The sequence below is a fragment of the Actinomadura terrae genome, assembly GCF_022751215.1.
In the GTDB taxonomy this organism is placed as follows: Bacteria; Actinomycetota; Actinomycetes; order Streptosporangiales; family Streptosporangiaceae; genus Spirillospora; species Spirillospora terrae.
This window is the reverse complement of sequence record NZ_JAICDG010000001.1, coordinates 308815-322900: the sequence shown is the minus strand read 5'-3', so window position 1 is coordinate 322900 and position 14086 is coordinate 308815. Positions and strand designations below refer to the sequence as shown.

General features: G+C 74.3%; 9 protein-coding genes. 7 read left to right on the top strand and 2 right to left on the bottom strand.

Annotated elements, in window-relative coordinates:
- The first annotated feature begins 1 nt into the window (after position 1).
- The 3 genes from K2F47_RS01465 to K2F47_RS01455 are packed head-to-tail and all read left to right on the top strand — an operon-like array spanning position 2 to position 2360.
- Positions 2-454, top strand: coding sequence for an acyl-CoA thioesterase (locus K2F47_RS01465; RefSeq protein WP_242900826.1), 453 nt, complete (start codon positions 2-4; stop codon positions 452-454).
- Positions 451-984 (top strand): flavin reductase family protein, encoded by a 534-nt coding sequence (locus K2F47_RS01460; RefSeq protein ID WP_242900825.1) that lies wholly within the window; start codon positions 451-453, stop codon positions 982-984. Before K2F47_RS01465 ends, K2F47_RS01460 begins: the two co-directional genes overlap by 4 nt.
- On the top strand, positions 981-2360 hold the full coding sequence (locus K2F47_RS01455) for a cytochrome P450 (protein ID WP_242900824.1): 1380 nt from the start codon (positions 981-983) through the stop codon (positions 2358-2360). The genes K2F47_RS01460 and K2F47_RS01455 overlap by 4 nt, the downstream gene beginning before the upstream one ends.
- Positions 2361-2458: 98 nt before the next feature.
- Here K2F47_RS01455 and K2F47_RS01450 read toward each other — a convergent pair whose 3' ends face one another.
- Positions 2459-3361, bottom strand: a complete 903-nt coding sequence (locus K2F47_RS01450; RefSeq protein ID WP_242900823.1) for a helix-turn-helix domain-containing protein — start codon at positions 3359-3361, stop codon at positions 2459-2461.
- 927 nt (positions 3362-4288) lie between these two features.
- Here K2F47_RS01450 and K2F47_RS01445 point away from each other — a divergent pair.
- Both K2F47_RS01445 and K2F47_RS01440 read left to right on the top strand, forming a co-directional pair.
- Positions 4289-4555, top strand: coding sequence for a MoaD/ThiS family protein (locus tag K2F47_RS01445; protein ID WP_242900822.1), 267 nt, complete (start codon positions 4289-4291; stop codon positions 4553-4555).
- A gap of 3 nt (positions 4556-4558) precedes the next feature.
- Positions 4559-5521: a quinone oxidoreductase family protein gene (locus tag K2F47_RS01440; RefSeq protein ID WP_242900821.1), complete on the top strand. Its 963-nt coding sequence runs from the start codon at positions 4559-4561 to the stop codon at positions 5519-5521.
- 36 nt (positions 5522-5557) lie between these two features.
- Here K2F47_RS01440 and K2F47_RS01435 read toward each other — a convergent pair whose 3' ends face one another.
- Positions 5558-7102: an FAD-dependent monooxygenase gene (locus K2F47_RS01435; protein WP_242900820.1), complete on the bottom strand. Its 1545-nt coding sequence runs from the start codon at positions 7100-7102 to the stop codon at positions 5558-5560.
- Between the two features lie 141 nt (positions 7103-7243).
- On the opposite strand from K2F47_RS01435, the gene K2F47_RS01430 reads away from it, so the two are divergent.
- Positions 7244-12397 (top strand): type I polyketide synthase, encoded by a 5154-nt coding sequence (locus tag K2F47_RS01430; RefSeq protein WP_242900819.1) that lies wholly within the window; start codon positions 7244-7246, stop codon positions 12395-12397.
- Complete coding sequence (locus K2F47_RS01425) at positions 12394-14070, top strand: (2,3-dihydroxybenzoyl)adenylate synthase (RefSeq protein ID WP_242900818.1); 1677 nt, start codon at positions 12394-12396, stop codon at positions 14068-14070. The genes K2F47_RS01430 and K2F47_RS01425 overlap by 4 nt, the downstream gene beginning before the upstream one ends.
- The last annotated feature ends 16 nt before the right edge of the window (positions 14071-14086 follow it).

The following is a 14086-nucleotide window of genomic DNA, read 5'->3' as shown; positions in this document are numbered from 1 at the left end:
ATTGTCGAACTACTACGAGTACCTGCACACGGTCGGTTTCGAGGAGACCAACCTCGTCGGCAACGTCTACTACGTCAACTACCTGTCCTGGCAGGGGCGGTGCAGGGAGCTGTTCCTCAAGAGCAAGGCGCCGGAGGTCCTCGCCGACCTCCAGGACGACCTGAAGCTGTTCACGCTGAAGGTCGACTGCGAGTTCTTCGCCGAGCTGACCGCGTTCGACGAGCTGTCGATCCGGATGCGGCTGATCGAACTCGCGCAGACGCAACTGGAGTTCGGCTTCGACTACTACCGGCTCGACCCGCACGGCGAGTCGCTGGTGGCGCGCGGGCGGCAGCGGGTGGCGTGCATGCGCGGCCCGAACACCCGCACGGAGCCGTCCCGCGTCCCGGAGGCGCTGCTCAAGGCCCTGGAGCCGTACTCGCTCGGGACCGCAGAGGTGGGGAGGGTCGCATGACCGCCGCCGCACCGAACGGAGCGGAGCACGAGGCGAAGGCGCTGCGGGACGCGTTCGGGACGTTCGCGACCGGCGTCACGATCGTGACCGTCGGCGGCGCGATGCCGCACGGGATGACCGCCAACTCCTTCTCCTCGGTCTCGCTCGACCCGCCGCTCGTCCTGGTCTGCGTCGACCGGACCGCCGTCATGCACGGCGTCCTCGGCGCCGCCGAGCACTTCGGAGTCTCGGTGCTGGCGGGCGACCAGGAGGGCGTCGCCCGCCACTTCGCCACCAGGCGCCGGGGCCTCGGCGCCTCGCAGTTCGAGTCCGTGAACTGGTGGCAGGGGCCCGTCACCGGCGTCCCGCTGATCAGCGGCGCGCTCGCGAGCCTGGAGTGCGAGCTGTGGCGCGGCTACGACGGCGGCGACCACACCATCTTCGTCGGCCGGGTCACCGCGCTCCAGCGCGGCGAGGGCTCGGACGCGCTGCTGTTCCACGGCGGCAAGCTCCGCCGGCTGGCCCCCCTGATCAGTGAGGTGCGGACGTGAGCGTGCTCGGTCGCCGAACCAGTCCGCACGGAGCCCCGGCGCACGCGCGGCGCGTCCCGCCGGGGCCGCCGCGCAGCCGGACGCCGATGCTGTTCGCCAAGCTGATCCGCGACCGGCTCGGCCTGATGTCGCAGGCCGCCGAGGAGTACGGGGACGCCGCGCGGGTCAGGATCGGCCCGAAGACCCTCTACATCTTCAACCACCCCGACCACGCCAAGCACGTCCTCGCCGACAACAGCGCCAACTACCACAAGGGCATCGGCCTCGTGCAGGCCAAGCGCGCCCTCGGCGACGGGCTGCTGACGAGCGAGGGCGAGCTGTGGCGCAAGCAGCGCGACGCGATCCAGCCGGTGTTCCAGCACAAGCGGATCGCGGGGCAGGCCGGGGTCGTCGCCGAGGAGGCGGGCAAACTCGTCGACCGGCTCCGCAGCCGCGCCGGGGGTGAACCGGTCGACGTCGTCCACGAGATGACGGCGCTGACGCTCGGCGTGCTCGGCCGGACGCTGCTGGACGCCGACCTCGGCGGCTTCGGCTCGGCCGGCGGGGCGTTCGAGGCCGTCCAGGACCAGGCGATGTTCGAGATGGTCACGCTCAACATGGTCCCGACGTGGGTGCCGCTGCCCAAGCAGCTGCGCTTCCGGTGGGCCCGCCGCTACCTGCACCACGTCGCCGACGACCTCGTGATGCTCGAACGCCCCCCGGGCGGCGACGACGTCGTGTCCCGGCTGATGGGCTCGACGCTCCAGGAGAGCGACGGGCGCGTCCGGCGGCAGCGGATGGACGACGAGCTGATCACGCTGCTGCTGGCCGGGCACGAGACGACCGCGTCGACGCTGAGCTGGGCGTTCCACCTCCTCGACCGGCACCCGCACGTGTGGGAGCGGCTGCACGCCGAGGCCGTGGAGGTGCTCGGCGACCGGCCGCCGGTCCTGGAGGACCTGCGGCGGCTCCCCTACACCGACATGGTGATCCAGGAGGTCATGCGCCTGTACCCGCCCGTCTGGATCCTGACGCGGCAGGCGCAGCGCGACGACGAGGTCGGCGGCTACCACGTCCCGGCCGGCTCCGACGTCCTGATCTGCCCCTACACCCTGCACCGCAACCCCGCCTTCTGGGACGCGCCGGACGCGTTCCGGCCCGAGCGGTTCGAGCCCGAGGCGACCACCGAGCGGCCCCGCTACGCCTACATCCCGTTCGGCGCGGGGCCCCGGTTCTGCGTCGGCAACCACCTGGGGCTGATGGAGGCCACGTTCGTGCTCGCGCTCGCCTGCCGCGATCTGCGGCTCCGCCTCACCCCGGGGCGGGAGGTCGTGCCCGAGCCGATGCTGTCGCTGCGCGTCCGCGGCGGCCTCCCGATGACGGTCCACCCCGTATAGGGCGTGGCCGGACGTGGTCGGCGGACCACACCTGCGGAACAGGACGTACAGAACAGGAAGGGCCGGACCGCATTTCGCGGCCCGGCCCTTCACCCGTCTCAGGAGCCGCTTCTCGCCCGATTCACCGGCCCGGCCCCCGCGTGCCGCGCCGGGGCGCGGCCGTTCGGAGCCCGGTCCTGCGACGGCGGGCCGCCCAGCGCCTCCATGCGCACCTCGAACAGCGCCAGCAGGACGGGCGGGTCGAGCACCCGCATCGGACGCAGGCACAGGTCCGCGCGGCGCTGCCCGGCCCCCTGCCGGATCGTGATGGGGCCGTTCGCCCCGACGATCAGGGGTTCGTCGCCGGGATGCTGGAAGCGCTCCAGACCGGGCGGCATCGCGTGGGCGAGCACGTGCCAGGTGCCCGGGGGAACCTTGTCGAGCTGGTAGGGGCCGGGACGGCGCAGGACGGTACAGCTCACCGGTGAGCCCTGCGGTATCCAGTCGGGGAACAGGCCGATGAAGACCGGGCCGACGGGCCCGGTGTCGGGCGGCCGGACGTGCCCGCTGACGGTCGTCGTGGCGACCCCGAGGCCCCGCCGGCGGCAGTCGCGGGAGATCGTGTCGGTGAATCCGCCGAGGCGGCGGTAGTCGGTCGGGGGCAGGCCCACCGCCTCCTTGAACCGGGTGCTGAACGTTCCGACGCTGGAGTAACCGACCAGATAGGTGATCTCCGTGATGGTGAGGGAAGTGGTCAACAGAAGCCGTTTCGCCTCCTGTAGGCGCATGGCGGAAAGAAATCTTCCCGGGGAGACCCCCGTGATCCGCTGAAAGATTCGCGAGAAGTGGAATTTACTGAACATCGCCGCGCGGGCCATGTCATCGACGGTGATGCGTTCGCCAAGATTCTCCCGCATCGTCTCGATCACTCGCACGACGGCCTGCTCCATGGCGGCGTTGGCGGGATCCCCGGCCCCTCGGGCCCGGTAGGGATCCCTCATGTCTTCCAGCGTGTCGTCCAACTTCTGTCCCCTCCTTGACAGGCCACTCCACATCTTCGTGCAACCAAATGAGTCAATACCCAAGGCGGCGGTGCGCCGGGAAAGAATGACGCGTCGGCTCGAGCGCGGCCGGGCCCGGAAGGCGCCCGGGCGGCCGTTTGGGAGCCCGCCGACGGCGTCAGGGGAAGTTCAGGCGGCACAACCTCTGGATGGGAGCACCGGGGCCGGTCTGGCACGGCCCCTCCTGGCAGGGAGCGTGTGGGCCGCGTCCACCGCGCGGCGCCCCTTCCGAGGCGGCGTTCCGGTTGCCGCGACCGCGTGCGTCGAGGCCGGTAAACACAGTCCACACATGGCTCAAATCCCCCCGTTCTTACGTGGCCGACCGACTGGAGAAGTGGCATTCATTCGCGGGAACATGACATCTGCAATCGCCACCTCACCATTCGTAACATCACATCGTAATATTACGTTGTAATGCTTCCTCAGCGGGCCCCGTCGGGGCCCTGACGGGCGCGGACATGGCTGCCTGCCCCGTTTTCTCCCACAAGATACATCCTTGCAACGGCGCTTCCGCAACCATGGATCTGAGCAATTCACAACAAAACAAAACCCTTCTATCGCGGAGGTCACAGTCCCATAACCGAGGCTTGACGGTGGCATGCGGCTGTGCGGTTATGCGGCTTTCACGCACTGTTCCCGAGTGCATCCGCCGGGCTCTCACGGACGGACCGATTCCCGTTACCGGGCGGACCGATTCTCGGGGCGTCCGGGCGCGGCCGCCGGAGGGCCACCGGCCCGCGACCGGGGGCGGCCAGGTCGGGCCGCCCCCGCCGGGGCCCGCGCACTCTGGAGGATGAGGGCGGCGGCGGGCCGGACCGAGGATGGGCTGGGTGAGCCGCGCGCCCGCGGCGCGGGCTCGCACCTACCGCCCGTCGAAGTGAGGCATTGATGATCAAGATCATGGTTCCCTCGGTGTGGAGCCCGGACGGCGACACCGCCTTCGAGGGCACCGAGGGCCCGCTGCCCGAGGTCATCCGGCGGTTCGCCGACGACCACCCGTGGATCGGCGGACGCCTGTTCGGCCCGGACGGCGAGCCGCTCCTGTACGTGAACCTCTGCGTGGACGACGAGATGATCCCCCGGCGCAGCCGGGACGCCACGGTGGTGGAGGCCGGGAGCACGGTCACCATCCTCGCGCCGATGGCGGGTGGCTGACCGGTGCGGCGCGTCGTCCTGGAGCGGCAGGGGCCGCCCGACGTCATGCGCGTCGCCGAGGCCGCCGACCCCGAACCCGCCGCCGGCGAGGTGCTGGTGCGGGTGACGGTCGCCGGGGTCAACGTCGTCGACCTCTTCCAGCGGTCGGGCGCCTACCGCGTGGCGCTCCCCTTCACCCCCGGGATGGAGGGCGCGGGCGAGGTGCTGCGCGCCGGGGACGGTGTCGAGGGCGTGCGTCCGGGCGACCGGGTCGCCTGGATGGGGCCCTCGGCCTCCTACGCCACGCACTGCGTCGTCGCCGCCGACCGCCTCGTGCCGGTGCCCGACGGCGTCTCGGACGAGGACGCCGTCGCCGTGCTGGTCCACGGGATGACCGCGCACATGCTCGCGACCGACGTGGTCCCGCTGGGCGAGGCCGACACCTGCCTCGTGCACGCGGCGGGCGGCGGCGTCGGCGGGCTGCTGTGCCGCCTCGCGTCGCTGCGGGGGGCCAGGGTGATCGGGACGGCCTCCACCCCGGCCAAGGCGAAGGCCGCCCGGGAGTCGGGCGCCGACGAGGTGATCGACTACTCCAGTGGGCACTTCGCCGACCGCGTCCTGGAGCTCACCGGCGGGCGCGGCGTCGACGTCGTCTACGACGCGGTGGGCCAGGCCACCTTCGCCGAGGGGCTGACCTGCCTGCGTCCGCGCGGGACGTTCGTGTCCTACGGGCAGACGGGCGGCCCGGTCGGCGCCGTCGACCTCAACGCGCTCGGCGGCACGCTGTTCCTCACCAAGCCGTCGCTCGGACGCTACGACCCGACGCCCGAGCTGATGCGGCGGCGCGCCGCGGCCGTGCTCGGGATGGTGGGCGAGCTGCGGCCGCGCGTGCACGGCGTCCACCCGCTGGCCGAGGCGCCCGCCGCGCACCGCGCGATCGAGTCGCGCGAGGCGGCGGGCAAGGTACTGATCCTCCCCACCGGCTGACCCCCGGACCGCCCCCGCCCGCTGAGTCCGAAGGGGTCAGCGGGCGGCGGCGATCAGGTCGATCCGTCCCGACAGCAGCGCCAGGTGGACGCGGGCGGACCAGGAGTCGTCGTCGGCGTCCAGGCCGGGGCCGTCCCGCCAGTCCGCGGGCACCCGCACCGCGACCGGACGCCCGGTCCCGGCCCTGACCATCCCCGCATAGCGGACGGTCTCGTGCCACCGCTCCCACTCCGGCCCCGCCGCCTGAACCAACACGACGCGACCGTCCTCCACCTTGGGCAGCGGGGCGTCGAGTTCGCTCCAGTCCGGGTCCTCGGGGCAGGGGACCTCCGCGAAGCGAACAACCCCTTCGGAGACGACGCGGTGCGGCAACCTGATCGAGCCGTGCTCGAAGGGCGTGTCGACCGCGTGGCGGTCGGCATCGCCGCCGAACGAGACCGCGGCCTCCGCGAGGCGCTCCGGGCAGCGGCGGCGCAGCGCGGCGTAGGTCATCGCGGGGGTGCGGGTCAGGAAGTGCAGGCCGAACTCCTCCGGCGGCAGGTCCAGGCGGCGGCCGAAGCTCTCCCACCAGCGCATGCTCGGGGCCGCGAGCCGCTGGGTGCGGGTGACCGGGCCGCGCCGCGCCTCCTCGTAGGCGCGGAACGCGGCGGCGCGCTCGGGGTGGGCGGCGAGCGCGGACGCCAGCGCCATCGCGTCCTCCAGCGCCAGCTTCGTCCCCGACCCGACGGTGAAGTGCGCGGTGTGCGCGGCGTCGCCGAGCAGCACCGCGTTCCCCGCCGACCAGCTCCGGTTCGTCACGACGGTGAAGCGCCCCCACCGGCCGCGTGCACCGATCAGGCCCGCGCCGCCGAGGTGCTCGGCGAAGACGTCGCCGAGCCGGGCGAGCGCGTCCTCCCCTATCGCCGCGCCGCCGATCGTGTCCGAGCCCGCGAACCCGGCGGCGCGCCAGGTCGTCTCGTCGGTCTCGACCACGACGGTCCCGCCCGCGTCGGCGTGCGGGTAGCAGTGCGCCGCCATCGGCCCGTGCGGGGTGCGGACGAACGCGAACGACGTCCGGCCGCCGAGGTCCGCCGGGGTCCCGAGCCACACGAACCGCGCCGCGCCGGTCCGCGTGACGGTGCCGAACGCGGCGGCGCGGGCGTTCCGGTGCGCGGACGCGGCGCCGTCGGCGAACACGACGACGTCCGCGTCGGGCACGGCCCCCGGCGGGACCGCCGAGCGGTACCGGACGCGCGCGCCGACCGCCTCGGCCTGCTCGCGCAGGATCGCCAGCAGCGTGCTCCGCGAGATGCTCGCGACCTCGAACCCGTCGTAGCGGAGGGTCGCGGCGGGCAGCGCGATCTCGATGCCCGACAGCGGCAGGCTCGCCGCCGCGATCCGCCGGTGCGTGTCCGGGTCGGCCTCGGCGATCCCGCCGAGCGTCCGCGCGGACAGCGTCACGCCGAACCCCGTCACCTCGTCCGGTCCCGCGCGCTCGCACACCTCGACCGCCGCGTCCGGCAGCAGCAGCCGCACCATGCGCGCCGCGAACAGGCCCGCGGGCCCGGCCCCGACGATCACCACATGCTTCACGTCCACCATGGCGCCTCCCGCTCCCATGATCGGTGCCGGACGCGGCGCCCGGTACCGCCAGGGCTCCGCACTTCTCAAGGTGCCGGGGGCGGAGCGGCGAACCGACGATGGGGACCATCCCGGGTCCGCTGTGAAGGAAAGGTGGGCGCGATGCATTCGCCCGAACCCGTCGCCATCGTCGGGATGGCCTGCCGCTTCGCCGGAGGGGTGAACTCGCCGGACGGGTTCTGGACGCTCCTGCGCGAGGGCCGGACCACCGCCGGCGAACTCCCCGAGGGACGCTGGGACTGGTACGCCGAGCGCGGACCGGACCACGCGTCCGCCGTCCGCGACGCGCCCAGCAGGGGCTCGTTCCTCGACGACGTCGAGGGCTTCGACGCCGACTTCTTCGGCATCACCCCGCGCGAGGCCGCGCTGATGGACCCGCAGCAGCGCATCATCCTGGAGCTGTCGTGGGAGGCGCTGGAGCACGCGGGGATACCGCCGCACACGCTCGCCGGAACCGACGCCGGGGTGTTCATGGGCGTCGGGTCCGACGACTACGGCCGCCGGCTGCTGGAGGACCTGCCGAGGATCGAGGCGTGGTCGGGCATCGGCGGCGCGTACTGCGCGGTCGCGAACCGCGTCTCGCACGTCCTCGACCTGCGCGGGTCGAGCATGGCGATCGACACGGCCTGCTCGTCCTCGCTGGTCGCGGTGCACCTGGCGGCGCAGGCGCTGCGCGCGGGCGAGTGCCCGGTCGCGCTCGCGGGCGGCGTGCTGGTGGTCGCCGCGCCGGGGCTGTCGATGGTGCTGGACGCGGCGGGCGCGATCGCCCCCGACGGCCGCAGCAAGTCCTTCCAGGCCGACGCGGACGGCTACGGCCGGGGCGAGGGCGGCGGCGTCGTCGTCCTCAAGCGGCTGAGCGACGCGCGCCGCGACGGCGACCGGGTCCTCGCGGTGATCCGCGGCAGCGCCGTCCACCAGGACGGGAAGACCAGCGGCATCATGGCGCCCAACGCCGACGCCCAGGCCCACCTGCTCCGCCGGACGTACGAGAGCGCGGGCATCGACCCGGCCACGGTCGGCTTCGTCGAGACCCACGGCACCGGCACGCGGGTCGGCGACCCGCTGGAGGCGGCGGCGCTCACCGAGGTCCTCGGCGCGGTCAGGACCGCCGAGAAGCCGCTGCTCATCGGGTCGGTCAAGCCGAACGTCGGCCACCTGGAGGCGGGCGCGGGCATGGCGGGGCTGATCAAGGCCGTGCTCGCGCTGCGGCACGGCGAGATCCCGCCGAACCCCGGGTTCGGCGAGCCCAACCCGGCGATCCCCTGGGAGACGTCGGGCCTGCGGGTCGTCGCCGAGCCGTCGCCGTGGCCGTCCGGGGACGGGCCGAGGCGCGCGGGCGTCTCCGGCTACGGGTACGGCGGCACGATCGCGCACGTCATCCTGGAGGAGGCCGACGCGCCGGGCGACGCCGACGACGACGGCACCGCGCGCGTGTTCCCCTTGTCGGCCGCCTCCCCCGAGTCGCTGGCCGAACGGGCGGCCACGCTCGCCGAGCACGTCGAGAAAGCGACGGACGTCCCGCTCCGCGACATCGGCCACACACTCGCGCTCGGCCGCACCCATCTCGCGCACCGGGCCGCCGTGGTCGCGTCCGACCGCGCCGAACTCGCCGCCGCATTGCGCGGCGCCGCGGCGACCGAGGCGCTCGCGCCCGGCGCTGGACTGGTGTGGGTGTTCTCCGGCCACGGCACGCAGTGGCTCGGCATGGCCAAGGAGTCCCTCGCGGGCGACCCGGACTTCGCCGCCGTCATGCGCGAGATCGACCCCGTCTTCCAGGAGGAGATCGGCTTCTCCCCAATCGAGGTCATCCGGCACGACTCCCCGCTCCCGGTGGACGTCGCGCAGCCGATGATCTACGCGGCGCAGGTCGCGCTGTCGGCGTCGTGGCGGGCCGCCGGGGTGCGGCCGGACGCGGTCATCGGGCACTCGGTCGGCGAGATCGCCGCCGCCGTCGCGGCCGGCGTGTTCACCGCCGAGCAGGGCGCGCGGCTGGTCTGCCGCCGCTCGCTGCTGCTGCGGCGGGTGGTCGGGCAGGGCGCGATGCTGATGGTCGCGCTGCCGCCCGAGGACGTCGCGGAGATGCTCGGCGACCGGAGCGACGTCGCGGTCGCGGTCGCGGCGGCGACGCGGTCGACCGTGGTGTCGGGCGACCCGGCGGCGGTGGAGGAGTTCGGCGAGCGGCTGAAGGCCGAGGGCGTCGCCGTGCGGAGGGTCGACTCCGACGTCGCCTTCCACAGCCCCGCGATGGAGCCGCTGCTCGACGGGCTGGAGGCGGCGGCGGCCGACCTGGCGCCGCGTCCCGCCGAGGTGCCCCTCTACACGACGGCGCTGGACGACCCGCGCGACGGCGCGGTGCGCGACGGCGCCTACTGGGCCGCCAACCTGCGGCGCACCGTCCGGTTCATGCACGCGGTGACCGCCGCGCGCGAGGACGGGTACCGGATGTTCCTGGAGGTCTCCCCGCATCCCGTCGTCGAGCACTCGATCCTTGAGACGCTCGACGACCTGGGCGGCTCGGCCGACAGTTGCGTGGCGCACTCGATGCGGCGCAACCGCCCCGAGCGGCGGACGCTGCTGGAGAACCTCGCCGTCCTGCACTGCCACGGCGCTCCGGTGGACTGGTCGGCGCTGTGGCCGCAGGGCGGCCCCGCCGACCTGCCCCCGGCCCCGTGGCGGCACCGCCCGCACTGGATCGAGGAGTCGGACGCCCGGCCTCAGGTGCTGGAGCGGCACGACCCCCGCGGCCACACCCTGCTCGGCGGCCGGACGAGCGTGAACGGCTCCACCCCCGCCACCGTCTGGCTGACCTCGCTCGACCGCGAGACCCGGCCCTACCCGGGCGACCATCCCGTCCGCGAGGTCGAGATCGTGCCCGCCGCCGTGCTGCTCAACACCTTCCTCACGGCCGCCTCGGCCGCGGACGGGCGGCGCCCCGACCTCACCGGCGTCGGCCTGCACGTGCCCGTGACCGTCACCCGTCCGCGCGAGGTGCAGATCGTCCTCCAGGACGCGATGCTCCGGCTGTCGTCGCGGATCGCCGACAGCACCCCCGATGACCGGGCGTGGGTCACGCACACGACGGCCACCCGCGAGGTCCGCACCGAGCCGCTCCCGCCGGGCGGGCCGATCCCCGAGACGGGCACCGACCTGGCGCCCGGATACGTGGTCGAGCGGCTCGCGACGCTGGGCGTCGCCGCGATGGGCTTCGCCTGGGAGCTGCCGCGGGTGCGGGCGGGCGACGGCGTGCTGGCCGTGGACGCCCAGGTCGGGGACGGCGAGGAGCCGCCGCACACCTGGGCGCCGCTGCTCGACGCGGCGCTGTCGGCGGCGTCGGTCGCCTTCGGCGGGGACCCCGTCCTGCGCATGCCCGCGCACGTCCACCGCGTCGCGCTCGACGGGGCGAGCCCCGCGCGGGCGCTCGTGCTGGTGCGGGTCGTCGGCGAGGACACGGTCGACGTGGAGATCCGCGACACCGCCGGCACGGTGATCGGCAGGCTCGACCGGCTCCGCTACGGGGTGCTGGAGGGCGACACGGCCGTGCTGACCAGCCCGCGCCGCCTCGTGCACGAGCTGGTCTGGCGTCCGCTGCCCGAACTCCCGGCCGCCACCCGCACGCGCGTGGTGCTCGTCGGCCCCGACACCGCGCTCCTCGGACGGCTCACCGAACGGCTCGGCGCGGCCGACGTCCCGTTCCGCGTCGCGGCGACGCCCGAGGACCTGGCGGAGTCCGAGCTGGCCGGCGGGCACACGATCGTGGTCGTGCCGCCGCTCGGGCCGTCGGTCGACACCGGCGAGGCGGCCGTCGACGCGGCCTGGCTGCTCGCGCGGACCGCGCGGCGGCTCGCCGACTCCGGGCTCGCCGCGCCCGCCAAGCTGTGGTGCGCGACGCAGGGCGTCCGCGAGTGCGCCGAGGAGGGCTCGCTCGGGCACAGCGCACTGTGGGGGCTCGGCCGGATCATCGGCGGCGAGCACCCCGAGTTCTGGGGCGGGGTCGTGGACGTCGGCTCCTCGCCCAAGGACGCGCCGAGCCTGGTGGAGATCGTCGGATCCGCGCTGGAGGACGACGTGGTCGTCGTCCGCGACGGCGAGGCGTCGGTCGCGCGGCTGCGCCCGCTGGAGGGCGAGCCGGTCCGCGAGCCGCTGAGCTGTAGCCCCGACGGCACCTACCTGATCACCGGCGGGCTCGGCACGCTCGGCCTGGAGGTCGCGCGCTGGCTGGCCGACCGGGGCGGGCGGCGCCTCGTCCTCGTCGGCCGCCGCGCGCTGCCGCCCCGCGACACCTGGGACGACCTGACCGACCCGGCGGAGATCGCGCGGGTGGAGGAGATCCGCTCGCTGGAACGGCTCGGCGTCACGGTCGCGACCGTCGCGCTCGACATCGCCGATGCCGAGGCCGCGCGCAAGCTGCTCTCGCTGGCCGCGCTCGGCCTGCCGCCGATCCGGGGCGTCGTGCACGCCGCCGGCGTCTTGGACGACAACACGCTCCGGACGCTCGACGAGGAGTCGCTGCGCACGGTCATGCGTCCCAAGGTGAACGGCGCGCTCGTCCTGCACGAGATGTTCCCGCCGGGGACGCTGGACTTCTTCGTCCTCTTCTCCTCCTGCGGGCAGCTCCTCGGCCTGCCGGGGCAGGCGAGCTACGCGGCGGGCAACGCCTTCCTCGACGCGCTCGCCGCGCACCGCCGCGCCGCCGGCGACACCGCGACGACCAGCTTCGGCTGGACGTCCTGGCGCGGGCTCGGCATGTCCACGTCCTCGGCCGTCATCGACGCCGAGCTCGCGGCGCGCGGCACGTCCGACATCAGCGCCACCGAGGCGTTCAGCGCCTGGTGGCTCGCCGACCGGCACGCGCTGCCCTATGCCGCCGTGCTCCGCACGATCCCGCCGGGCCCCGGCGACCGCAGGCCGCCGCTGCTCGCCGACCTCGACGACGCGCCGCCCGAGCCCCAGGCGGACGCGGCCGCCGCCCCCTGGCAGGGGCTCGACGGCGAGGGCCTCCGCGACTTCCTGCTGGCGGAGGTCAGGGACCAGGTGTCGGCGGAGACCCGGCTGTCGGCGGACGAGGTCGAGACGGCCCGCCCGGTCGCGGAGATGGGCGTCGACTCCGTCATGACCGTACGCATCAGACGCGGGCTCGAACGGCGGTTCCGCCTCCAGCTCCCGGCGACGCTGTTCTGGGACCGTCCCACGGTCGAGGCCGTCGCCGGGCTGCTGGCCGAGCTCCTCAGCCCCGACCCGGACGGAGTGCCCCGATGAGTACCCCGACACGCCACCGCATGGTCCAGTGGCCCCCCGACAGGGCCGCCTTCTACCGGAAGGCGGGATGCTGGCGGGGCCGCCCGCTCGGCGCCTACCTGTGGGACTCGGCCGACCGCTGGCCCGACCGCACCGCCGTCGTGGACGGCGAGACCCGGCTGACCTACCGCGCCCTCGCCGAGCGCGCCGACCTGCTCGCCGAGCGCCTCGCCGACCGCGGCCTCGCGCGCGGCGACCGCGTGCTCGTGCAGCTGCCCAACTCGTGGGAGTTCGTCGTCGTCACGATGGCGTGCCTGCGGCTCGGGGCGGCCCCGGTCATGATGCTGCTGCCGCACCGCGAGTACGAGCTGACCTCGATCGCCGAGCACGTCGGCGCGCGGGCGCTGTTCGTGCCGTCCGGCTGGCGGGGGTTCGACCACGAGGCGCTCGCGCACCGCGTCGCCGACCGCGTCGCCGAGCGGCTGGACGCGCGCCCGCTGGTGCTGGTGTCGGGCGAGCCGTCGGCGCGCGGAAGCGTCGCGCTCTCCGACCTGTGGGAGGGACGCGGCGGGGAGGCCGAGCGGCGCGCCCGGCTGGACGCCAGCGCCCCGGCCTCCTCGGAGCCCGCGCTGTTCCTGCTGTCCGGCGGGACGACCGGGATGCCCAAGCTCATCAACCGCACGCACGACGACTACGAGTACAACATCCGCCGCATCACCGAGATCTGCCGGGTCGGGCAGGACAGCGTGTACCTCGCGGTCCTGCCCGCCGGGCACAACTTCCCGCTGGCCAACCCCGGGATTCTCGGCACGCTGATCGCGGGCGGGCGGGTGGTGCTGCTCCCCTCGCCGCGTCCCGGGCCGGTGTTCGCGGCCATCGAGGCGGAGGGGGTGACGGTCACCTCCGCGACGCCCGCGATCGCGCTGCGCTGGATGGAGGAGGCCGAGGGCTGCGGGCGCGACCTGTCCAGCCTCCACTTCGTCCAGGTGGGCGGGTCGATGCTGTCGCCCGAGGTCGCCGCCCGCATCGGGCCCGCGCTCGGCTGCGGCCTCCAGCAGATGTACGGGATGGCGGAGGGGCTGATCTGCTGCATGCCGGTCGATGCCCCCGACGACGTCGCGCACTCCACGCAGGGCGCGCCGATCAGCCCCTACGACGAGCTCCTCGTCGTGGACCGGGACGGCACGCCCGTCCCGCCGGGCGGCATCGGCGAGCTGCTGACCCGCGGCCCCTACACGCCGCGCGGCTACTACGGCGCGCCGGAGCAGAACGCCGCCTCGTTCACCCGCGACGGCTGGTACCGCACCGGGGACCTCGTCGAGGTCACCCCCGACGGCATGGTCGTCGTCCGCGGCCGGGTCAAGGACCTCATCAACCGGGGCGGGGAGAAGGTCGCGCCGGGCGAGGTCGAGGTGCTCGTCCAGGAGCTGCCGGCGGTGGCCGAGGCCGCCGTGCTCGGGCTGGCCGACCCCGTCCTCGGCGAGCGGGTGTGCCTGGTCGTCCGCCTCCACCCGGGGCACCGGCTGACGCTCGACGGCGTCCGCGCGGCGCTGACCGTCCGGGGCATCGCCGCGTTCAAGCTGCCCGAGCGGCTGGAGATCCTCGCCGACCTCCCGCACACTCCGCTGGGCAAGCCCGACAAGAACGCGCTGCGCGACCTCCTCCACACCGGCGACCGCGGCACCGCCGCGTAGCCGGGCCGGGAACATC

Bases quoted from the DNA above. Each gene is read 5' to 3' on its own strand.
- K2F47_RS01445 (WP_242900822.1), top strand. From the start codon at position 4,289: ATGATCAAGATCATGGTTCCCTCGGTGTGGAGCCCGGACGGCGACACC.
- K2F47_RS01425 (WP_242900818.1), top strand. From the start codon at position 12,394: ATGAGTACCCCGACACGCCACCGCATGGTCCAGTGGCCCCCCGACAGG.
- K2F47_RS01435 (WP_242900820.1), bottom strand. From the start codon at position 7,102: ATGGTGGACGTGAAGCATGTGGTGATCGTCGGGGCCGGGCCCGCGGGC.
- K2F47_RS01430 (WP_242900819.1), top strand. From the start codon at position 7,244: ATGCATTCGCCCGAACCCGTCGCCATCGTCGGGATGGCCTGCCGCTTC.
- K2F47_RS01460 (WP_242900825.1), top strand. From the start codon at position 451: ATGACCGCCGCCGCACCGAACGGAGCGGAGCACGAGGCGAAGGCGCTG.